The 21057-nt window shown below is 68.7% G+C and carries 16 protein-coding genes; 11 read left to right on the top strand and 5 right to left on the bottom strand.

The genetic code is table 11. The features are described from left to right. The first annotated feature begins 1 nt into the window (after nt 1). The gene (locus NX773_RS06320) at nt 2-2995 is read left to right on the top strand and encodes a CHASE domain-containing hybrid sensor histidine kinase/response regulator family protein (protein WP_258855473.1); all 2994 of its coding nucleotides are present in this window, start codon (nt 2-4) and stop codon (nt 2993-2995) included. Between the two features lie 10 nt (nt 2996-3005). Here the strand turns inward: NX773_RS06320 and NX773_RS06325 are convergent, their stop codons facing one another. Together NX773_RS06325 and NX773_RS06330 are read right to left on the bottom strand one after the other, a co-directional pair. Next, the gene (locus tag NX773_RS06325; protein WP_258855474.1) at nt 3006-3794 is read right to left on the bottom strand and encodes a LytR/AlgR family response regulator transcription factor; all 789 of its coding nucleotides are present in this window, start codon (nt 3792-3794) and stop codon (nt 3006-3008) included. 3 nt (nt 3795-3797) lie between these two features. Further along, nucleotides 3798-4838: a sensor histidine kinase gene (locus tag NX773_RS06330; RefSeq protein WP_258855475.1), complete on the bottom strand. Its 1041-nt coding sequence runs from the start codon at nt 4836-4838 to the stop codon at nt 3798-3800. 203 nt (nt 4839-5041) lie between these two features. Here NX773_RS06330 and recC point away from each other — a divergent pair, with 203 nt between their 5' ends. Genes recC through recD form a run of 3 tightly spaced genes read left to right on the top strand, consistent with a single transcriptional unit; the run spans nt 5042 to nt 13961 of the window. After that, the gene (recC, locus tag NX773_RS06335; protein ID WP_258855476.1) at nt 5042-8428 is read left to right on the top strand and encodes an exodeoxyribonuclease V subunit gamma; all 3387 of its coding nucleotides are present in this window, start codon (nt 5042-5044) and stop codon (nt 8426-8428) included. After that, a complete protein-coding gene (gene recB, locus NX773_RS06340) occupies nt 8425-12051 on the top strand; it encodes an exodeoxyribonuclease V subunit beta (protein ID WP_258855477.1) in 3627 nt (1208 codons plus the stop codon). The genes recC and recB overlap by 4 nt, the downstream gene beginning before the upstream one ends. Next, the gene (gene recD / locus NX773_RS06345; RefSeq protein ID WP_258855478.1) at nt 12048-13961 is read left to right on the top strand and encodes an exodeoxyribonuclease V subunit alpha; all 1914 of its coding nucleotides are present in this window, start codon (nt 12048-12050) and stop codon (nt 13959-13961) included. Before recB ends, recD begins: the two co-directional genes overlap by 4 nt. A 95-nt stretch (nt 13962-14056) precedes the next feature. Here recD and NX773_RS06350 read toward each other — a convergent pair whose 3' ends face one another. Both NX773_RS06350 and NX773_RS06355 read right to left on the bottom strand, forming a co-directional pair. Then, complete coding sequence (locus tag NX773_RS06350; RefSeq protein ID WP_258855479.1) at nt 14057-14947, bottom strand: serine hydrolase; 891 nt, start codon at nt 14945-14947, stop codon at nt 14057-14059. 216 nt (nt 14948-15163) lie between these two features. Continuing rightward, nucleotides 15164-16177 carry a sulfate ABC transporter substrate-binding protein gene (locus tag NX773_RS06355; RefSeq protein ID WP_258855480.1) on the bottom strand — a complete coding sequence of 338 codons (1014 nt, stop codon included), beginning with the start codon at nt 16175-16177 and terminating at the stop codon, nt 15164-15166. 197 nt (nt 16178-16374) lie between these two features. On the opposite strand from NX773_RS06355, the gene NX773_RS06360 reads away from it, so the two are divergent. From NX773_RS06360 to NX773_RS06375, 4 genes are all read left to right on the top strand, one after another. Beyond that, complete coding sequence (locus tag NX773_RS06360) at nt 16375-16902, top strand: GNAT family N-acetyltransferase (RefSeq protein WP_258855481.1); 528 nt, start codon at nt 16375-16377, stop codon at nt 16900-16902. A 78-nt stretch (nt 16903-16980) separates the two neighbouring features. Beyond that, entirely contained in the window at nt 16981-17676 is a 696-nt protein-coding gene (locus tag NX773_RS06365) for a YcbK family protein (RefSeq protein WP_258855482.1), read from the top strand. A gap of 86 nt (nt 17677-17762) precedes the next feature. Continuing rightward, nucleotides 17763-18053 carry a DUF378 domain-containing protein gene (locus tag NX773_RS06370; protein ID WP_258855483.1) on the top strand — a complete coding sequence of 97 codons (291 nt, stop codon included), beginning with the start codon at nt 17763-17765 and terminating at the stop codon, nt 18051-18053. A gap of 9 nt (nt 18054-18062) precedes the next feature. Next, nucleotides 18063-18515 carry a metallophosphoesterase family protein gene (locus NX773_RS06375; RefSeq protein ID WP_258855484.1) on the top strand — a complete coding sequence of 151 codons (453 nt, stop codon included), beginning with the start codon at nt 18063-18065 and terminating at the stop codon, nt 18513-18515. Nucleotides 18516-18618: 103 nt separating this feature from the next. Here the strand turns inward: NX773_RS06375 and NX773_RS06380 are convergent, their stop codons facing one another. Continuing rightward, on the bottom strand, nt 18619-18828 hold the full coding sequence (locus tag NX773_RS06380) for a DUF3460 family protein (RefSeq protein ID WP_258855485.1): 210 nt from the start codon (nt 18826-18828) through the stop codon (nt 18619-18621). Between the two features lie 110 nt (nt 18829-18938). Here NX773_RS06380 and NX773_RS06385 point away from each other — a divergent pair, with 110 nt between their 5' ends. The 3 genes from NX773_RS06385 to NX773_RS06395 all read left to right on the top strand — a co-directional run bounded on the left by NX773_RS06385 (nt 18939) and on the right by NX773_RS06395 (nt 20910). Next, nucleotides 18939-19343, top strand: coding sequence for a hypothetical protein (locus NX773_RS06385; protein WP_258855486.1), 405 nt, complete (start codon nt 18939-18941; stop codon nt 19341-19343). Nucleotides 19344-19425: 82 nt separating this feature from the next. Continuing rightward, nucleotides 19426-20238: a cystine ABC transporter substrate-binding protein gene (locus NX773_RS06390; protein ID WP_258855487.1), complete on the top strand. Its 813-nt coding sequence runs from the start codon at nt 19426-19428 to the stop codon at nt 20236-20238. A gap of 9 nt (nt 20239-20247) precedes the next feature. Beyond that, the gene (locus NX773_RS06395; protein WP_258855488.1) at nt 20248-20910 is read left to right on the top strand and encodes an amino acid ABC transporter permease; all 663 of its coding nucleotides are present in this window, start codon (nt 20248-20250) and stop codon (nt 20908-20910) included. The last annotated feature ends 147 nt before the right edge of the window (nt 20911-21057 follow it).

The following is a 21057-nucleotide window of genomic DNA, read 5'->3' on the forward strand; positions in this document are numbered from 1 at the left end:
AATGACGCCCTCGATCACCCGCAGCCTGCAGCCTGCTCCGGCCAATCCCGCTTCGCGCCTGCGCTTGTGGGCCGGCGGGGTGGCGTTGTCGCTGCTGGTCGGGGGGCTGCTGTACCTGCTGACCGCGCGCGAGCTGGAGCAGGACGCGCAAAGCCGTTTCGAGGTCGCCGCGCACGACGCCCAGCAGCGCCTGGCCAGCGCGGTCCAGTCCTGCACCGGCGTGGTGCGCGGGCTGGCCGCGCTGTTCGAGGCCGGCGACGAGGTCACCCGCGTCGAATTTTCGCGCTACGTCGCTTCGCTCGACCTGCCGCACAGCCTGCCGGCGCTGGAGGCGGTGTCGTGGGCGCCGTGGGTGCCGGACGCGCGGCGCGATGCCTTCGTCGCCTCGGTGCGCGCCGACCGCAGCATCGACCCGCGCGGCTACCCCGACTTCGACATCAAGCCGCCGGGACGCCGCCAGGGCTACGCCGTGATCACCTACATGGAACCACTGGAGCCGTACCGCGAGAAATTCGGCAACGACATCGCCGCCAACCCGGCGGTGCTGCGCGCGCTGGAGGAGTCGCGCGATGGCGGCGGGATCAGCGCGACCAGCCAGCCGCTGCAGGTTTCCCGGCCCACGCCGCACATTGCGCTGGGCATGCGCATGCCGGTGTATGCCGGGGGCGAGGTGCCGTCGACCGTACAAGCGCGGCGCGCGCGCTACATGGGCTCGGCCGGCGTCAGCTTTTCGGTGCCGGCGCTGGTCGAGCGCGCGCTGGAAGGCTACGGACCGCAGGTGCTGGCGCTGGCGCTGTACTCCGCCGGCCCCGCCAAGCCGGCCGGGCCGCTCGGGATCGCGCGCGGCGACCGGCTGCTGTACCGTTCGCCCGCCGGGCCTGCCGGCGAGCGCTTCGAGACGGTGCTGCCGGTCGATTACAACGGCATCCTGTGGAAGGCCAGCTTCTCGGCGCTCAAGACGGACATGTACGCCGGCTTCGACCGGCGCGTGCCGTGGCTGGCGCTGGCCGCCGGCTTCGTCGCGACGCTGCTGGTGTACGGCCTGTTCGTCAAGCTGTACTGGACCGGGCGCGGCGCGCTGGCCCAGCGCGCCTTGCTCGACACGGTGCTGGACAATCTCGACGCCTACGTGTACATGAAGGACCGCGAGCGCCGCTACCGGTACGTGAACGCCAAAGCCGCCGCCGCGTTCGGCCGCAACGCCGAGCAGGTGCCCGGGATGCGCGACCGCGACCTGATGCCGGCCGGGCAGGCCGACCGCCTGTGGGCGCGCGACGAAGCCGTGTTCGCGCACCGGCGGCGCGTGGCCGAACAGATCGAATTCGTCCACCACGACGGCAGCGTGCACCAGCTGTGGAGCGTGCGTGTGCCGATGGTGGCCGATGGCCAGGTGGCCGCGGTGCTGGGGGTGGCGACCGACGTCACCGAGCTGCACCAGCTCAAGGCCCAGGCCGACGCTGCCAACCGCGCCAAGAGCGAGTTCCTGTCCAACATGAGCCACGAGATCCGCACGCCGATGAACAGCATCATCGGCATGACGCACCTGGCGCGCCAGGCGGCGCTGGAGCCCAGGCTGCGCGATTACCTCGACAAGATCCGCCACTCGGGGCAGCACCTGCTGGGCATCATCAACCACCTGCTCGACTTTTCCAAGATCGAGGCCGGCAAGCTCGAACTGGAAGAACTCGACGTGTCGCTCGACCAGCTGATGCGCAACGTCGGCGGCCAGCTCGAGGAAGCGGCCGCCGCCAAAGGGCTGCAGCTGCGTTTTGACGTCGCCCCGGATCTGCAGCGGACGCTGCGCGGCGATCCGCTGCGGCTGGAGCAGGTGCTGCTCAACTTCACCGGCAACGCGATCAAGTTCTCCGAGGCCGGCGTCGTCCGCGTGAGCGCCTCCAGCCTGGCGCGCGAAGACGGGCACACGCTGGTGCGGTTCGAGGTGCGGGACCAGGGCATCGGCATCGACCCGGCCGAACTGGGTAAATTGTTCAGCCCGTTCCACCAGGCGGACACCTCGACCACGCGCCGCCACGGTGGCACCGGACTGGGGCTGGTCATCAGCAAGCAGCTGGCCGAGCTGATGGGCGGCAGCGTGGGCGTGGACAGCGTGCCGGGGCAGGGCAGCACGTTCTGGTTCACCGCCAGGCTCGCCGATGCAGGCGACGCCGCAGCGGGACCGGCGCAGGATTGCGAACGCCTGCCGACGGCGATCGCCGGCACGCGCATCCTGCTGGTCGAGGACAACGTGTTCAGCCAGCAGGTCGGGCGCGAGCTGCTCGAGCTGGCGGGCGCCCGGGTGATGGTCGCCGCCAACGGCAGCGAGGCGCTGGACATGCTCGCCTGCGCGCCGTTCGATTGCGTGCTGATGGACCTGCAGATGCCGGTGATGGACGGGATCGAGGCGACGCGCCGGATCCGCGCCGATGCCGCGCTGCGCGACACCGTGGTCATCGCCATGACCGCGAACGCCAGCCTCGAGGACCGCGCCCGCTGCCTGGCGGCGGGAATGAACGACTTCGTCACCAAGCCGGTGGCGCCCGAACAGCTTGCCGAAACGGTGGCCCGTTCGCTGGGGCGGCGCGGGCAGGCAGCGCCCGCGCCGCCCGCGTCCCCGTCCCGTGAAAAGCCCGCGGCCAGCCCGGGCCTGCTCGACACTACCTCGCTTGCCGCCGCGCTGGGCGGTGACCGCGACAAAATGCGCAAGTTTGCGTTCCTGTTCCTCGACAGTGCGCGCGAGGGGATGGCCGAGATCGACGTCGCGCTGGCCAGCGGCGACCTGGAGCGTGCCGCCGCGGCCGCGCACCGGATCAAGTCCTCGGCGCGCACCGTGGGCGCCAACAGTTTCGCTCTGGTGTGCGCCGACCTGGAAGCGCAGCGCGAGCGTGGCGCGCTGGCGCAGGCGCGGGCACTGGCGGCCCGGCTGCGCGGGCTGCATGCCCGGCTCGAGCGCCAGATCGGCGCCGAACTGGGGGCGCGCGCCACCGACACGCGCTGAGGCGCTCGCGCTACATCTGGCGGAACAGGTGCGCGTACAGCGGGCTCACGCGCAGCTTTTCGGCGCGCTGCCTCAGGTTGAGCAACAGCTTGCCCGACTCGTCGCGCACGGCGCTCTTCACGCAGGCGCAATTGACGATGACGCCGCGGTGGACCTGCCAGAACACGGCCGGATCCAGCTGCGCGAGCAGTTCCTTCAGCGTCAGGCGGATCAGCGCCTCGCCGTCGGCGGTGACGACGTTGACGTATTTGTCCACCGCCTCGAAATAGACCACCTCGGCCACGGGGATCATGCGCACCTGGTTGCCCACCGCGGCGCGCACCATGGTCAGCCGCTCGACCTGCGGCGGCGCCGGCGTCAAGGCGCGCATCTGCGCCAGCAGCTGCTGCATCGCGTCCGCGGACGGCCCGCTGCGTGCCGACAGGCGCTGGCGCAGGCGCTCCACGGTCCTGCCCAGGCGCGCGTCGTTGACTGGCTTGAGCACGTAGTCGGCGGCGTCGCGCTCGATGGCGGCCAGCGCGAATTCGTCATACGCGGTCACGAACACGACCAGCGGGAACGGCACGCCGGCCGGCCATGCCTCGGCCAGTTCCTCCGCCACCTCCAGGCCGGTCTTGCCGGGCATTTTGATGTCCAGGAAAAGCACCTCGGGCCGCAGCGCGAGCGCGCGCTCGATCGCATTCAGGCCGTTGGGGCAGGTGGCGACGATCGACAGCTCCGGCCACAGCCGGGCAAGGCTGTGCTCGAGGGTGGCGGCAAGAATGGGTTCGTCTTCGGCGATCAGGGCGCGGATGTTCATGTGTCAGGCGGGCAGGGTGATGGTGGCAAGGGCGCCGGCGGGCATTGCCGCTTGCAGCGACAGTGATGCGCGCTCGCCGTACACGGCGCGCAGCCGGTCGCGGGTATTGGCAAGGCCGAGCCGCGTTCCCGGCTTGACGGGCGGCGCGTCAATGCCGCGGCCGGTGTCTTCGACCGACAGGATCAGCAGCGAGCCTTCCCGGCGCGCGCGCACGGCGATGGCGCCGCCGTCAGGCTGCGGCTCCAGGCCATGCGCGATCGCGTTTTCGACGAGCGGCTGGAGCAGCATCGGCGGCAGGCTGGCCTGGGCCAGTTCCGCGGGCAGGTCGAGCGAATAGGCCAGGCGCGCGCCCATGCGCACCGCCATCAGGCCGAGGTAGGCTTCGGCCAGCGCAAATTCGCGCGCCAGGGTGGTCGATTCGGCGCGCGAGGCGGTGAGGGTGGCGCGCAGGAACTGGATCAGCTGGTCCAGCATGTGCTGGGCGCGTGCCGAGTCGATCGCGATCAGGCCCTGCACGTTGGCGAGCGTATTGAACAGCATGTGCGGCTCGAGCTGGGCCTGCAGCAGCTGCAACTGGGCCTGCACCGCCTGCCGTTCGACCGCCTCGGCGCGGGCGCGCTCGCTGGCGGCCGCCGCGCGTGCCCGCAGCAGGCCTTCGCGGCCGATGAAAAAGACGGTTGCGCCGAGCATGGCCAGGGTCGTGAACATCAGGCCGCCGGAGCGGGTGAGGCTGTGGCGCACATCGACCGGATGGCCCATGATCGAGGCGGCCAGCGCGGTTCCAGCCACTTGCGCCACCACGACGCTGGCGCCAATGAGCAGCGCGAACAGCCACCAGTTCGGTATCCGGTGTTCGCCCCACAGCAGCAGGCGGGTGATATCAGAGACGAGAAAGGCGATGCCCCCGATGCTCAGCGAATACACCAGGTTGGTCAGGAAGCCGGGGTGCGGGTTGAGCGCCCAGATCACCATCGCGCACATCAGCGTCAGGACCAGGCTGTAGGCGCCATCGAGGGCGAGCCGTTTGAAGGGGAATCTGTTCATGTCTGCAGTGTCAGGCCGCGCCAGCGCCACGTGCAAGCGGCGTGCGACGAAACCGGCCGCGGGTGGCGCGAAACGCGGCTGGCATCGACCCGGCCCGGTGGCCCCGCGGCGATATTGACGAGATTATACGGCCGGGCCTGAACCCTACCATAGCGGCCGCGAAGATAGTATCCTGTGCGACCAGGCTGCCCAACCATATACGAATGTCCCAACCGCTCACTCCCGGCTTGCTGATTTTGCACGGCAACCAGATGGAACTGCTGCGCGAAGCCGTGTTCGACTGGCTGCGCAGCCATCCGCTCGGCCCGCTCGAGCAGGAGACCATCCTGGTGCAGTCCAACGGCGTGGCCGAGTGGCTGAAGATCGCGCTGGCCGAGGAGCTGGGCGTGTACGCGGCCACGCAGGTGGCGCTGCCGGCGCGCTTCCTGTGGCAGGCCTACCGCGGCCTGCTCGGGCGCGAACGCGTGCCGTCGATCTCCCCGTTCGACAAGGGGCCGCTCACCTGGCGCCTGATGCGGCTGTTGCCGGCGCTGCTGGCCGACCCGGTGTTCGAGCCCCTGAAGCACTTCCTCGGCGACGGCGACCCCGAGCGGCGCCTGCAGCTGGCCGAGCGCCTGGCCGACCTGTTCGACCAGTACCAGGTGTACCGCGCCGACTGGCTGGCCGACTGGGAGCAGGGCCGCGACCTGTTGCGCCGTCCCGGGGGCGAGCCGCTGCCGCTGCCGCAGGACCAGCGCTGGCAGGCGCAGCTCTGGCGCGCGGTGCACGCGAGCCTGGACGCGGCGCTGCGCGACACCGGCCGCGCCACCATCCACGAGCGCTTTGTCGCGGCCAGCAGCGCCGGACTCGCCCCGGCCGGCCACCTGCCGCGGCGCGTGGTGCTGTTCGGGATGTCGGCCCTGCCGTACCAGACCTTGCAGGCGATCGCCGCGCTGTCGCGCTACACCCAGGTGCTGCTGGCCGTGCCCAATCCCTGCCAGTTCTACTGGGGCGACATCATCGAAGGCCGCGAGCTGCTCAAGGCGGCGCACCGGCGCCAGCGCGCGCGTGAAGGCATCGACCTGGCCAGCGTGCCGCTCGAGGAGCTGCACGCCCACAGCCACCCGCTGCTGGCCAGCTGGGGCAGGCAGGGCCGCGACTTCGTGCGCATGCTCGACGAGTTCGACGGCTCGGGGAGCGAGCGCTTCGGCAACCTGCGCGTGGACCTGTTCTCGGAGGGCGCGCGCGGCACGTTGCTGTCGCAGGTGCAGGCCGCGGTGCGCGACCTGCTGCCGCTGCCGGAACACCCGCACGTGCCGCCCGATCCGGCCGACCGCTCGATCGAATTTCACATTGCGCACAGCGTGCAGCGCGAGGTCGAGGTGCTGCACGACCAGCTCCTGTCGCTGTTCGCGCAGGACCCCACGCTGCGCCCGCGCGACGTGGTGGTGATGGTGCCGGACATCGACACCTTCAGCGCTGCGATCCACGCCGTGTTCGACCAGCACAAGCGCAGCGATCCTCGCTACATCCCGTTCGAGATCGGCGACGTCAAGGACCGCAGCGTCAACCCGCTGCTGGTGGCGCTGGAATGGCTGCTGCGCCTGCCGCAGCAGCGCTGCCGCCAGAGCGAGGTGCGCGACCTGCTCGACGTGCCGTCGCTGTCCGCCCGGTTCGGCCTCGATGAAGACGACCTGCCCCTGCTTGCCCGCTGGATCGAGGGCGCGGGCGTGCGCTGGGGGCTGGATGGCGCGCACCGCGCCGGCCTGGGCCTGGGCGCGGCGGGCGAACAGAACGCGTGGATGTTCGGCGTGCGCCGCATGCTGCTCGGTTACGCCAGCGGGGCGGGGACGAGCTTCCACGACATCGAACCGTACCCGGAAGTCGGTGGCCTCGATGCCGAACTGGCCGGTTCGCTCGCGCAGCTCATCGAGTCGCTGCTGGCCTGGCGCGAAACGCTGGCGCGGCCGCACCGTCCCGCCGAATGGGGCATGCGCGCGCGCGCGCTGCTGGCCGCGTTTTTCAAGGCCCACGACGAGGCCGACCGCCTGATGCTGCTCGACCTGGACAAGGCGCTTCAGTGCTGGCTCGAACTGTGCGACAGCGCCGGCTTCGACGAAGCGGTGCCGCTGGCCGTGCTGCGCGAGGCCTGGCTCGGCCAGATCGACGAACCGACGCTTAACCACCAGTTCGTGTCCGGCGGCGTCACCTTCTGCACCCTGATGCCGATGCGCGCGGTGCCGTTCCGGGTGGTGTGCCTGCTTGGCATGAACGACGGCGACTTCCCGCGCCGCGCGCAGCAGGCCGATTTCGACCTGCTGGCCGTGCCCGGCACCAGCCGCCCGGGCGACCGTTCGCGGCGCGACGACGACCGCTACCTGATGCTCGAAGCGCTGCTCGCCGCGCGCGACAGGCTGTACGTGAGCTGGGTCGGCCGCAACGTGCGCGACAACACCGAGCAGCCGGCGTCCGTGCTCGTATCGCAGCTGCGCGACTACCTTTGCGCCGGCTGGGATCTCGACATCGCCAGCTTGACCACCGTGCACGCGCTGCAGCCGTTCAGCCGCGTGTACTTCGAGCGCGGCGGCCTGCCCACGTATGCTGGCGAATGGCGCGCCGCCCACGCCGCGCAGGACGGCGGTGCCGACGACGCGATCCCGCCGTACGAGCTGGAGCCGGACTACAGCCTCAAGCTGGCCGAACTTGCCCAGTTCGTGCGCCAGCCGGCACGCTACTTCTTCCGGCGCCGGCTCGGCGTGTCGTTCGCGGCCGAGGACGTGGTCGGCGAGGATGAGGAACCGTTCGCGCTGGACGCGCTGCAGCGTTACGCGCTCGAGGACCGGCTGCTCGACGACGCCGGCCACCCCGAGCCGGAGGACGATGTGCGCGCCACGCTGGTGCTGCGCGCGGACAGCCTGGCGCGCCAGGGCCTGCTGCCGATCGGCCTGGTCGGGCGCCAGTGGCAGGCCGAACTGGTCGAGGCGCTGGTTCCGGTGCGCACCGCCTGGCTCGCCCTGGCGGCGCGCTATCCCGCAGCGGCGCCCAAGCGTGCGGTCAGCCTGGAGCTGGGTGGCGTGCGGCTGGACGACTGGCTCGACCGCCTGCGCTCCGGCGCGGCCGGCGACACCGTCTGGCTGATGCAGATCTCGTCAAAGGTGCTGGACAAGGACGGTGCGCCGCGCGGCGACAAGCTGGTCGGCTGCTGGCTGCGCCAGCTCGCGGCCAGCGCGGTAGGCCAGCCGGTCACCGGCTATCTGGTTGCGCGCGATGCGCAGGTGACCATGCGTCCGCTCGCCCGCGAAGCCGGGCAGGCCGGCCTGGCCGCGCTCGTGGCCCTGTGGCGCCGCAACCTGGACGCGCCGCTCGCGGTGGCGTGCAAGGCGGCGCTCGCGCAACTGCTCGGCGGCGACCCGCGTGCGGCCTACGAAGGCGGCTTCGAACGCCAGGGTGAGGTCGAGCAGGACCAGTGCCTGGCGCGCCTGTGGCCAGACTTCGCAGCGCTCACCGCCGCAGGCGAATGGGACGCTGTGGTTGAGCAGCTGTACGGGCCGCTGGTGCAGTGGCTCCAGGAGGACATCAACATCATGGCGCATGACGGAGGCGAGCAATGAGCGAGCTGCTCGACCCGCTGCGTTTTCCGCTGCACGGCTCGCGCCTGATCGAGGCGAGCGCCGGCACCGGCAAGACCTGGACCATCGCCGCGCTGTACCTGCGCCTCGTGCTCGGCCACGGCGGCGCAGACGGCTTCCCGCGCCCGCTGCTGCCAGCCGAAATTCTGGTGATGACCTTCACCCGCGCGGCCACGCGCGAGCTGTCCAACCGTATTCGCCAGCGCCTGGTGGACGCGGCCGCGTATTTCCGCGGCGAGGGCGAGGCGAACGATACCTACCTGCGTGCGCTGGCCGAGGCTTACCCCACGCAGGCCGAGCGCAACGTGGCCGCGCACCGGCTGGTGCTGGCTGCCGAAACGATGGACGAGGCGGCCGTGTTCACCATCGACGCCTGGTGCCAGCGCATGCTGCGCGAGCACGCATTCGACAGCGGCAGCCTGTTCGACGAGGAGCTGGTGAGCGACGAGCGCGCGCTGTTCGAGGACGCGGCCCACGACTACTGGCGCCAGCACGTGTACCCGCTCGACAGCCACGCGTTGGGCGCGGTGCTCGAGTGCTGGGGCGACGTGCAGGTGCTCAAGCAGTCCGTGCGCGAACTGGTGCCGCGCTGCGAGGCGATGGGAGCGCAGGCCGGCGAACCTTTGCCGGTCCTGGTGCCGCGCTTGCAGCGCGAGCAGCAGGCGCAGCTGGCGCGCCTGAAAGAAGGCTGGTTCGACCGAGCCAACGAGATGGAACAGTGGATCGCCTCGCTGCGCGCGGCGAACCCGAAGTGCTTCAACGGGAACAAGATGCGGGCCGATTCGCTCGCCAAGTGGTTCGAAGCCTTGCGCGTGTGGGCGAACGACCCGGTGGCGGTCAAGCCCGACCTGAACGATACTGCGTGGTCGCGGCTCACGCCGGACGGCATCCACGACGCCTTCGCCAAGGATTATTTCGCCGACATCCCGGAGTGCTTCGAGCGCATGCCCGAGCTGCGCGGCGCGCTGCAGGCGATCGCGCCGCTGTCGCACGCGCTGCTGCGCCACGCGGCCCGGCACATCGCGCGCCGCATGGCCGAGCTCAAAGAGCGCAACCGCCAGTTCGGCTTTGCCGACATGTTGCACCGCCTGCGCGACGCGCTCGAAGGCCCGAACGGCGAGGCACTGCGCCGCCGGATCGTGGCCCAGTTCCCGGTTGCGCTGGTGGACGAATTCCAGGATACCTCGCCCGACCAGTACCGCATCTTCAACCTGCTGTACCGGGTCGCGGACAACGACCCGTCGCAGGGCCTGTTCCTGATCGGCGACCCGAAGCAATCGATCTACGGCTTTCGCGGCGCCGACATCCACAGCTACCTGGCGGCGCGCCGCGCCACTGCGGGCCGCCACTACAAGCTCGGCACCAACTTCCGCTCGACCGAAGGCATCGTCGAGGCGGTCAACCAGCTGTTCCTGCACGCCGAGAACGGCTACGCCGCCGGCGCGTTCCGCTTCAAGAAGGAAGACGAAAACCCGCTGCCGTTCGATAAGGTGGACGCCAACGGCCGCAAGGAACGGCTGGTCGGCGTCGATGGGCCTTACCAGGCGCTGGCCGTGGCCTGCTGCGAGCAGGAAGACCTGAAGGCCGACGACTACCGCGAGTTCTTCGCCCACCACTGCGCCGAGCACATTGTGCGGTTGCTCAACGACCCCTGGGTTGGCTTCCTGCGCGAAGATGGCGAATTCGTGCGCCTGAAACCGGCCGACGTCGCCGTGCTGGTGCGCGACCGCAACGAAGCCAACGCGATCCGTCGCGCGCTCCAGCAGCGCATGGTGGCGAGCGTTTATTTGTCGGACAAGGACTCGGTGGTCGAAAGCGAGGAAGCGGCGGACGTGCTGCGCTGGCTGCGCGCGGTCGCCAACCCGCTGGACGGCGCGCTGGCCCGCGCAGCGTTCGCAACGGCGACCGCGCGCCTGCCGCTGGCCGAACTGGCGCGGCTGGCCGCGGACGAAGTGGCCTGGGAGGAGCGCGTCGAGCAGCTCAAGGCGCTGCACGTGGCGTGGCAGCGCCAGGGCGTGCTGGCCATGCTGCGCCGCTTCATCCACGAGCTGGAGCTGCCGGCGCGCCTGCTGGCCGAGCCGGGTGGCGAGCGCCGCCTGACCAACCTGCTGCACCTGGCCGAACTGCTGCAGCAAGCAAGCCGCGAATTGGATGGCGAGCAGGCGCTCGTGCGCTGGTTCGCCGAACAGGTGGAAGGCGCAGGCGAGGGTGGCGACGAGCGCGTGCTGCGGCTGGAAAGCGACGCCGAGCTGGTCAAGGTCGTCACCGTCCACAAGTCCAAGGGCCTGGAATACCCGCTGGTGTACCTGCCGTTTGCCGTCACCGCGCGCAAGGTGGAGGGCAGCCGCCGCAGCTTCGTCGAGTTCGTGCACGAGGACGGCACGCGCACAATCGACCTGGCGCTGGCCGAGGAGGCGGTGCTGGCGGCCGACCGTGCGCGCCTGGAGGAAGACCTGCGCCTGCTGTACGTGGCGCTCACCCGCGCCAGCCATTTCCTGTGGCTGGGCGTGGCCGCGCTGGCCAGTCGCAAGAAGGGCCAGAACCGGCTGCACGAATCCGCGCTGGGCTACCTGCTCACCGGCGGCGACCCGATCGCGCCGGGCGAACTGCGCGCACGCTTCGAGCACCTGCGCGCCGGCCTGTCCTCGATCGAACTGCACACGCTGGAACCGGCGCAGGGCGCTACCTTGCTGAACCGGGTGGAAGAAAAGCCGGAGCTGATCGACGCCCCCGTGTACCGCGCCCGTTTCGAGCGCGACTGGACGGTCGGTTCGTTCACCTCGCTGGCGCGCCAGGCCGGCGCCGCGCCCACCCGCGCCCAGGACGAGACCCTGCTCGAGGAGCTGGCGGGCGAAGTGCCGGCGCCGCTGGCGATCGATGACGTGCCGTGGCACCGCTTCCCGCGCGGCTCGGTGCCGGGCAACTTCCTGCACGAGCAGCTCGAGTGGATGGCCCAGGAGGGCTTCGGCTGCATCCACGACCCGCATTTCGACGCCAGGCTGGGGCAGCGCTGCGAGCGCGCCGGCTGGGCCAACCGCAAGGACGACGCCATCGTGTGGCTGCGCGAAGTGGCCGCCACCGTGCTGCCGCCGCTGGGCGCGCCGCTGGCCGCGATCGGGACCCTGATGCCTGAAATGGAATTCTGGTTCCCCAGCGACCGGCTGGCGGTGGACCAGCTGGACCGGCTGTGCCGCGAGCGCCTGCTGGCCGGCATCGACAGGCCGCGCCTGCCGGAGCGCGAACTGCATGGCATGCTCAGGGGCTTTGCCGACCTGGTGTTCGAATACGAGGGACGCTACTGGGTGCTCGACTACAAATCCAACGCGCTCGGCCCGGGCGACGCGGCGTACACGCGGCGCGCGATGATGGGGGCAATGGCCGACCACCGCTACGACATCCAGGGCGCGATCTACATGCTGGCCCTGCACCGCCTGCTCCGGGCCCGGCTTGGCGCGGCCTACGACCCGGCGCACCAGCTCGGCGGCGCCGTGTTCCTGTTCCTGCGCGGGATCGCCAACCCGTCCACGCGCGGCTGCTGCGTGCTGGAGCCGGACCTCGAACTCCTGGATGGCATCGACCGGCTGCTCGGCAAGGAGGCCGCATGACGAGCGCCGACAACCTCTGGCTCGAAACCACGCGGCTTTCCGAGGCCGGCGAGCTGCGCCGCCTGTCCGGCGCCTTTGCCCGCTTCATCGCCTCGCTTGGCGAGGCCTCGCCCGCGGTGCTGCTGGCCGCGCTGGTGCTGTCCGAGATGGAAGGGCAGGGCCACAGCTGCCTGCCGCTTGCGGACCTGGCGGCCGGGCCGGGCGAGCTGCTCGGCTGGCCCGACGGGCAATGGCAGGCGCTGGCACAGGCTGCCGGACCGCTGCCGAAGAACCCGAAGGCATGGCACGCCGAGCTGGCGGCCTGCGAACTGGTCGGCCAGGCGGGCCAGTTCGATTACGGCCAGCCGCTGGTGCTCGACGGTGAACGCCTGTACCTGCGCCGCTACTGGAAAGACGAGATGGTGGTGGCCAAGGCGATCCGCGCGCGTGCGCTGGCAACGCGCGCGGTTGACGAGGATGAGGTGCGGCACTGGCTCGACGTGCTGTTCTCGTCGCGTTCGGACGAAAAGCCGGACTGGCAGAAGCTGGCCTGCGCGATCGCCTTGCGCGGTTCGGTGGCCGTGATCACCGGCGGTCCGGGCACCGGCAAGACCTACACCGTGGCCCGCCTGCTGGCCCTGCTGCTGGCGATGGCGGGCGAGAACGCCGGCAGCCGCCGCATTGCCCTGGCCGCGCCGACCGGCAAGGCGGCGGCGCGCCTGAAGCAATCGATCGACAAGGCGCTGGGCGACCTGGCCGCGCGCGTCGAGGGCAAGCTGCCGCTGCGCGAACTGGCCGAACGCATGGGGGCCGCGCGCACGCTCCACAGCCTGCTCGGCGCGCGTCCCGACAGCCGCGCCTTTGCCCACCATGCCGGCAACCCCCTGGACGTGGACGTGCTGATCGTGGACGAGGCGTCCATGGTCCACCTCGAGATGATGGCCGCGCTGCTCGACGCGCTGCCCGCGGGCGCGACCCTGATCCTGTTGGGCGACAAGGACCAGCTGGCGTCGGTGGAGGCGGGCGCGGTGCTGGGCGACCTGTGCCACGACGCGCAGGCTGGCAACTACACGCGGGCGACGCAGGCCTACGTGGAAGCGGCCAGCGGCGAAGCGATTCCCGCGCAATACACGGGCCAGGGCGCCGCGCTCGCGCAGCAGACCGTGATGCTGCGCCACAGCCGCCGCTTCGGCGGGCCGATCGGCCAGCTGGCGCTTGCGGTGAATGCGGGCGAGACCGAGCGCGCCGAGACGGTGCTGCGTGCAGCGTCCGGCCCGGTACGCTGGATCGAGAACGCCCAGCCGCAGCAAGCGGTGGCGCTGGCCGTCGGCGGCTACCGGGGCTACCTGGAGCTGCTGGCCAAGGGACCGGATGGCGAGCATGAAGCCTGGGTGCGCAAGGTGCTGCAGGCGTTCGAGGCGTTTCGCATCCTGTGCGCGGTGCGCGAAGGGGAGTGGGGCGTGACGGGCCTGAACATGGCCATCGAGGAGCGGCTGGAGGCGGCCGGACTGGTGCGTCGCGGCGGCGAGTGGTATGCCGGCCGGCCGGTCATGGTCACCCGCAACGACTACGGCACCCGCGTCTTCAACGGCGACATCGGCATCACGCTCGCGGACCCGGAGCGAGCGGGTTCGATGCGCGTGTACTTCCTGGAGGGCGACGAGGTGCGCAGCGTGCTTGCGACCCGGCTGCGCGACGTGGAGACGGCGTATGCGATGACGGTGCACAAATCGCAGGGCTCCGAGTTCCGTCACACGGTGCTGGTGCTGCCGCAGGACCGCGGCGGCATCGTCGCGCGCGAGCTGGTGTACACCGGGATCACGCGCGCGAGCGGCGAGTTCACCCTGATCACGCCGGCGGGGGCGGGGCTGGCGCAGGCGATTGCGCGGCGCACGCACCGGGCCAGCGGGCTGCGCGAGCTGTTGGGGTAGGCCGGGCAGAAAATCTGCCCACCCTACCGCAAGCGCGGGGTCAAAATGAAAAAAGGCCAGCGGTTTGCTGGCCTTTTGTGCAGACGTTGCGCCGATCAGCGATGGCGGCGGCGCGCCTTCACATGCTTCACGCGGCGCGTACCGCCGGCGCTGGCCTTTGCACGCGGCGCGTTCGCTGCAAAGGCGGTCGAGCTGTTGTCACCCAATACGTAGCGGCGAATGTTGAGCGCATCGAGCACGCGCACCGACGATGCGCCCGCGTTCAGCAGCACCATGGTCGCGTTCTTGCCGGCGGCTTTGACCTTCATGATCAGGCAGCGGCCCGCTTCCTGCGTGTAGCCGGTCTTGGACAGTCCGATGTCCCAGCCCTTGGCGCCCACCAGGCGGTTGGTGTTGTGGTATTCCACCTCGCGGCCCTTGATGTTGATGATGTCCTTCGGATCGGTGGTGATGCGCGTGATCTCCGGGTAGCGCGAGGCGGCGTGCGCCATCTTCACCAGGTCTTCCGCGGTCGAGCGGTTGGCCGGGTTCAGGCCGGTCGGCTCTTCGATCGCGGTCTGGGTCATGCCCAGCGCGGCGATCTTGCGCTTGACCGCGGCCTTGAATGCCGCCGGGCCGCCCGGATAGGTGCGGGCCAGCGAGGCGGCGGCGCGGTTATCGGACGACATCAGCGCCAGCTGCAGCACGTCGCGGCGCGGGATGGTCGCGCCCACCGGCACGCGCGAGCTGCTGTGCTTGATCACGTCCACGTCCGATTGTTCAATCTCGATCGGCTCGTCCATGTCCTGCTTGGCGTCAAGCACGACCATCGCGGTCATCAGCTTGGTCAGGGAAGCGATCGGCATCAGGCGGTCTGCGTTCTTTTCGAGCAGGACCTTGCCGGTATCGTCTTCCACCACAAGCACCGATTGCGATCCGAACGGCACCGCCACGGCGGCGGCGGCCGAAAACGACATCAGTACTGCGGCGAACAGTTTTTTCATCATAGTCGGGTAGAAGGGGGTGACGGATAAAACTGCCATAGTCGGCAGTGAAATACATCTGTCTGTTGAGAAACTACTTTAAGTTGGAAGATAGCACCAAGCATGCGCTATGTCTATGGCGCACGGGAAAAAAGCAAGCTCTTCGCTAAAAAATGTAACAAAAAAAGCCCCGCACGCTGGCGGGGCCCTGGTTTTTGCCGGCGCGCACCGGCGGTTTGCTTATTTCGACTGGTAAATCTTATCGAATTCGCCGCCGTCGTCGAAGTGTACCTTCTGGGCCTTCTGCCAGCCGCCAAACACGTCCTGCACGGTGAACAGGGTGATCGGCTTGTAGTTGCCGGCGAATTTCTTCATCACCGCCTGGTTACGCACGCGCAGGAAGTGCTGGGCGCCGATGGTCTGGCCGGTTTCCGAATACAGGAAGTTCAGGTAATCCGTCGCTTCCTTGCGGATGCCCTTGCGGTCCACCACCTTGTCCACCACCGCCACCGGCGACTCGGCCAGCACCGACACCGCCGGGTACACGACTTCGAAGTTGTCGCCGAATTCCTTGCGCACCAGGTTCACTTCGTTCTCGAAGGTCACCAGCGCGTCGCCGATCTGGCGCTGGGTGAAGGTGGTGGTCGCGGCGCGCCCGCCCGCATCCAGGATCGGCACGTTCTTGAAGATGCGCTTGACCAGGTCACGCGCCTGCGCCTCGTTGCCGCCTTTCTTCAATACCGAGCCCCAGGCGGCGAGATACGTGTAGCGGCCGTTGCCGGCAGTCTTCGGGTTCGGGATCACCACCTGCACGCCCGGCTTGGCCAGGTCGGCCCAGTCATGGATGCCTTTCGGATTGCCCTTGCGCACCAGGAACACCATGGTCGAGTAGTAGGGCGCGGCGTCGTTAGGGAACTTCTTGGCCCAGTCCTTGGACACCAGGCCCTTCTCGGCCAGGAAGTCGATGTCGTTGGCTTGGTTCATCGTTACGACCGAGGCCTCCAGGCCGTCGGCCACCGCCCGCGCCTGCTTGCTCGATGCGGCGTGCGACTGCTTGATGGTGATGTTTTCGCCGGCCTTTTTCTTGTATTCGGCAACGAAGGCCGGGTTGATGTCCTTGTACAGTTCACGCGCGACGTCGTACGAGACATTCAGCAATTCGACGTCTTTCGCGTTGGCCGACACGGGCAGCGCGGCGGCCAGTGCCAGGCCAAGGAGCACGCGGCGCAGGGAGGAGAGGGGAGTGGTCGTCATATTGTTCTCGCTATCAAAACTTTGGAAACAATTCATGTTCCGAAAAATCCGGTCCGAACGGAACGACAGTTTTGTCATATGCTTAGAAGTCGGGCCGGATATGCATGCGCTCACAGCAGCCATTCGCACTACAGTGTATAGTTCGCGCAATCGGTGACGCCGAAAGTCCATGGTTTTGTTTTTTCTTGCTGGAAGAGATGGGTATCGAAATTCGACAAGCATTGTTAAGTGACGCACCAGCCGCCTGCGCGCTGCTGCGCCGCTCCATCGCCGAAGGTTGCGCGCCGGACCACCTGGGCCAATCCGATATCCTCGACAACTGGCTCGGCAATAAAACGCCGCAAACCGTTGCCACCTGGTTTTCCACCCCCAGCAACCACGCAGTCGTGGCCGAGCGCGACGGCCAGCTGCTGGGTCTGGGCCTGCTGACCCAGGCCGGCAAGGTCGCCCTGTGCTATGTGCTGCCCGACACGCTGCGCGCCGGGGTCGGCCGCGCGCTGCTGGGTGCGCTGGAGCAGCAGGCGCGCTGCTGGAGCATCAGCAAGCTGCACCTGCACAGCCCGGCCTCGTCCAGCGCCTTCTTCGAGCGTCACGGCTATGCCAACGCCGGCAAGGAAAAGGCCTGCTTCGGCCTGGAGTGCGACCTGATGTGGAAAAGCCTGAAGACCGACGGCGCCTGCGACCCCGCCGCCCGCAAGCGTTTTTGCAACTGCAGCGGCGAATAACGCGCCGATATCCCGCCATTCCCTTTTTTCCGCTGAGCCATTGCGTTATAGTACGAACCTCGCAATGTTGAGTACGCCATGGCTTCACGCAGAGAATTCCTCCAGCACGGCATCAGCCTGACCGCGCTCGGTGCCCTGTCCGTCCCTCTGATCGGTTGCGCCAACGCCAGCGCAGCCCACAAGGCATCGCCCAAAGTCGTTGCCCGCGCCCAGCCGCAACCGGTGGAGCCGGCCGGCACCACCAGCATGGCGCCCCCGCCCGACCTGTTCGACGCCCAGCTGCTCGACCTGGACTTCTGGGTCAAGCCGCGCACGCTGACGGTGGTCCGCCCGCAAAGCGGCGAAAAGGCGCGCGTGCTGTACTGGAAGGACGGCGACATCATCGACTCGGCCTACCAGGAGCTGTGCCACCTGCTGCGCGACGTGAACGGCAAGGCCACCATCCCGATCGACCCCAAGCTGCTTGAAACGCTGTGGGGCACGCAAGCCTTCATCGCCCGCTACGGCATGGAGCAGCCGCTCGAGATCCTGTCCGGCTACCGCACCCCGGCCTCCAACAAGCGCCTGATCGAGTCGGGCGTGCCGGCCGCGCGCCAGTCGTTGCACATGTCGGGCAAGGCGGCGGACATCCGCATCGCCAGCCTGAACGAGGAAGTGCTGGGCGGGCTGGTCAGGAGCTTCCGCAAGGGCGGGGTTGGCTTTTACTACCGCTCCGGTCCCAAGGGCGGCTGGATCCACACCGATACTGGCCTGAACCGCACCTGGCAGGGCTGAACGCGCCCAAAACTTGGGCGATAATTCGTTGTCACATGCTTGGTCCGGCCTTGCGCCGGCCGGCCGTTTTCGCGAAGGAGACAGTGATGGCAACGATGAATGCACCCACCATCGACCGGCGGCAGATGCCCGAACGGCGCGTGGCGCTGCGCGAGGGGCGCGGCTCGGTGATGTCCGCGCTCGACTACATTGCAATGGCCCTGCTGATCATCGGCGGGCTGAACTGGGGCATGATCGGGATATCCGGCATCGACGTGGTCGCCAGCGTGTTTGGCGCCGACAGCGCCGGCAGCCGGCTGGTGTACACGCTGGTGGGCCTGGCGGCCCTGTATTCGATCTACCTGGCCGCCAAGATGGCCTCGACCCGGCGCTTGTAGGGGCGCCGTTTGCGCATCGGCCTGATTTCCGACACCCACGGCCTGCTGCGGCCGGAAGCGCTCGGCTTTCTGGCCGGAGCCGACCACATCATCCACGGCGGCGACATCGGCGCGCCGGACATCCTGGCCCGGCTGGCGGCCATCGCGCCCCTGACGACGGTGCGCGGCAATAATGACACGGCCCCGTGGGCGCGCGCGCTGCCCGCGACCGCGCTGGTGCGCTTCGAGGACGTTGCCGTGTACGTGATCCACGACCTGAAGGAGCTGGCCATCGATCCGGCGGCCGAAGGCGCGCGGGTAGTGGTGGCGGGGCACTCGCACAAACCGGCCCAGGCCGAGCGCGACGGCGTGCTGTACGTGAATCCCGGCAGTGCGGGCCGGCGGCGCTTCAGCTTGCCGATTGCGCTGGGGGAGCTGGTGGTCGAGGGCGCACGCGTCAGTGCCCGGGTCGTGAACTTGTAGGGTGGGCAGCTGTGCTGCCCACGCGTCCAGCCAGCGCCAGCGCAGCGCAACCGCATGCGATGGTTGAACGCGTGGGCAGGAAACCTGCCCACCCTACATGGGCTCACTCGTAGTAATACGGTGGCAGCGGAACATGGTCGCGCTGCTCCTTGGCCAGCTCGTCCAGGTCCACTTGCTTGTCCCACAGCAGGTACCAGCCGTGCTGCTGGTCCTTCTCGACGGCGGGGTGCTGGTGCACATAGCGGCCCAGGAATTCTTCGAACTCCGAAACGTAGCCGCCGTGCCGCGGCTCGTATGGCTGTTGCGCTTTCATGACGCTTCCCTCCCTGCATGCTATGACCTCGTGGCAAGCGCCAAGTTCGTGATGGCCCGGGGCGCCGAAATGCCTTACGATACCGCTCCAGATTTCCTATCCGCACCACCATGAATGCACCCATCGACAAGCCGCGCTTTCGCCCCGTTCCGTGGACGCCCCTCGAGACGCCGCAGGACGTCGAGCTGTGGATCGAGGAGCACAACATGGCCATGCAGGAGCTGATCAGCCCCAAGGAGACCGGCTATGGCGTGCGCTTCACGCTCGCGCCCGGCGGCGAGGTCGTCATGCAGACGGGTGCAGACGCCGTGATCCTGGACGTGGAGCCGGACGCGGAATGGATTGCGCCCCTGATCATCGCCGCCACTGGCGCCGAGGCGCCGAAGGGCCGGATCTGGGTGCTGCCCAGCGACAAGCTGGTCCAGCTCATCATGGGCCTGTCGAGCCTGGTCGACAGCACGACCCTCGTCAGCGGCCACAAGTTCGGCACGCGCGCCCGCAACGTCTTGTATTGACGGAACTTTTGCTTCTCACGAAAAGCGGTTTTCGGTTATAAAAGCGTACTCAAGCTTTTTCCGGAGAAACTTGGTGACCGTGATGCGCAAGGATTCCCTGAACACCCTCCGCCGCCGTGCCCTCAAGGCGGGCGCGCTGCTGCTGGCGGCCGGGCTGGCCCTGCCGGCCAGTGCCGCCGACCTGCTCGATACCGTCAAGGCACGCGGCAGCTTGCGCATCGCGCTGGAGGGCACCTATCCGCCGTTCAACTTCAAGGACCAGAAGACCGGCCAGCTGAGCGGCTATGACGTCGAGGTGGCCCGTGTGCTGGCCGCAAAGATGGGGCTCAAGCCGGAGTTCATCAGCACCGAGTGGTCGGCGATCCTGGCGGGCCTGTCCACCGGCAAGTACGACGTGATCATTAGCCAGGTGGGCATCACGCCCAAGCGCGAGGAAACCTTCGACTTCTCCGAGCCGTACACGTACTCCAGCCCGCAGCTGGTCCAGCGCAGCAACGACCGCACCAACTATGCGAGCCTGGCGGAGCTGAAGGGCAAGAAGGTCGGCGTGGGGCAGGGCACCGTGTTCGAGCAGCAGATCAAGACCGTGCCGGGCGTGGACGTGAAGAGCTACCCGGCCACGCCGGAGACGCTGCAGGACCTGGCCTTCGGCCGCATCGACGCTGCCCTGAACGACAGTCTGATGGTGCCGTTCCTGCTGAAGAACTCGCGCCTGCCGATCCGCGCCGGCACGCGCGTGGGCGTGGTGTCGAAGATGGGCATCCCGTTCCAGAAGGGGAACCCCAGGTTCAAGGCCGCGCTCAACAAGGCCATCGCCGAGGCCACCGCCGACGGCAGCCTGAAGGCGATTTCGATGAAGTGGTTCGGTACCGATGCCAGCCGCCCGGCGCAGTAAGGCGGGCGGATGAATCTTGTCGAATTGCTGCGCGAAGCCGCGCCGGTGATGCTGACCGGCGCCGGCTACACCCTGCTGTTTGCCGTGGCCGCCATGCTGGGCGGCCTGGTGCTCGGCTTTCCCACCGCCGTGATGCGGATTGCCCCGTGGGCGCTGCTGCGCTGGCCGGCCTCGCTGTACGTGAGCGCGATGCGCGGCACGCCGCTCCTGGTGCAGCTGTTCGTCATTTACTACGGCCTGCCCAGCGTGGGCATTGAATTCACCCCGGTCACGGCCGGCATCCTGGCGCTGTCGCTCAATGCCGGCGCCTACTTGTCCGAAAGCCTGCGCGGCGCGATCCGGAGCATCGGTATCGGCCAGTGGCGCGCCAGCTACAGCCTGGGCCTGACCTATGGCCAGGCGCTGCGCTTCGTGGTGCTGCCGCAGGCGCTGCGGGTAGCGGTGCCGTCGATGAGCAACACCCTCATCAGCCTGATCAAGGATACCTCGCTGGTCTCCGTCATCACCATGACCGAGCTGATGCTGGCGACCAAGGAAGTCATCGCCACCACCTTCCAGCCGCTGCCGCTGTACATTGCGGCGGCCTGCATCTACTGGGTCCTGAGCCTGGTGTTCGAGCAGCTGCAGCGCTACGCCGAACAAAGGCTTAACCGGGGCCACCAGCAACACTAGTAGACGGCGTCTCCCGTTCGCGCCGCGATCCGATTCGTCGGCCCCAAAACGTCGTCCCCGCGCAGGCGGGGACCCATGCCGAGCGTAAGTTCACGCGGCCTATGGGTCCCCGCCTGCGCGGGGACGACGGTTTTTGGGGTGGCTGAA

Origin of the sequence: Massilia solisilvae, from assembly GCF_024753215.1 — a bacterium.
GTDB classification, from domain to species: Bacteria; Pseudomonadota; Gammaproteobacteria; order Burkholderiales; family Burkholderiaceae_D; genus Telluria; species Telluria solisilvae.

Excerpts from the sequence above, each read along its gene's own strand:
- NX773_RS06320 (WP_258855473.1), top strand. The coding sequence starts at position 2 with ATGACGCCCTCGATCACCCGCAGCCTGCAGCCTGCTCCGGCCAATCCC.
- NX773_RS06325 (WP_258855474.1), bottom strand. The coding sequence starts at position 3,794 with ATGAACATCCGCGCCCTGATCGCCGAAGACGAACCCATTCTTGCCGCC.
- NX773_RS06330 (WP_258855475.1), bottom strand. The coding sequence starts at position 4,838 with ATGAACAGATTCCCCTTCAAACGGCTCGCCCTCGATGGCGCCTACAGC.
- recC (WP_258855476.1), top strand. The coding sequence starts at position 5,042 with ATGTCCCAACCGCTCACTCCCGGCTTGCTGATTTTGCACGGCAACCAG.
- recB (WP_258855477.1), top strand. The coding sequence starts at position 8,425 with ATGAGCGAGCTGCTCGACCCGCTGCGTTTTCCGCTGCACGGCTCGCGC.
- recD (WP_258855478.1), top strand. The coding sequence starts at position 12,048 with ATGACGAGCGCCGACAACCTCTGGCTCGAAACCACGCGGCTTTCCGAG.
- NX773_RS06350 (WP_258855479.1), bottom strand. The coding sequence starts at position 14,947 with ATGATGAAAAAACTGTTCGCCGCAGTACTGATGTCGTTTTCGGCCGCC.
- NX773_RS06355 (WP_258855480.1), bottom strand. The coding sequence starts at position 16,177 with ATGACGACCACTCCCCTCTCCTCCCTGCGCCGCGTGCTCCTTGGCCTG.
- NX773_RS06360 (WP_258855481.1), top strand. The coding sequence starts at position 16,375 with ATGGGTATCGAAATTCGACAAGCATTGTTAAGTGACGCACCAGCCGCC.
- NX773_RS06365 (WP_258855482.1), top strand. The coding sequence starts at position 16,981 with ATGGCTTCACGCAGAGAATTCCTCCAGCACGGCATCAGCCTGACCGCG.
- NX773_RS06370 (WP_258855483.1), top strand. The coding sequence starts at position 17,763 with ATGGCAACGATGAATGCACCCACCATCGACCGGCGGCAGATGCCCGAA.
- NX773_RS06380 (WP_258855485.1), bottom strand. The coding sequence starts at position 18,828 with ATGAAAGCGCAACAGCCATACGAGCCGCGGCACGGCGGCTACGTTTCG.
- NX773_RS06385 (WP_258855486.1), top strand. The coding sequence starts at position 18,939 with ATGAATGCACCCATCGACAAGCCGCGCTTTCGCCCCGTTCCGTGGACG.
- NX773_RS06390 (WP_258855487.1), top strand. The coding sequence starts at position 19,426 with ATGCGCAAGGATTCCCTGAACACCCTCCGCCGCCGTGCCCTCAAGGCG.
- NX773_RS06395 (WP_258855488.1), top strand. The coding sequence starts at position 20,248 with ATGAATCTTGTCGAATTGCTGCGCGAAGCCGCGCCGGTGATGCTGACC.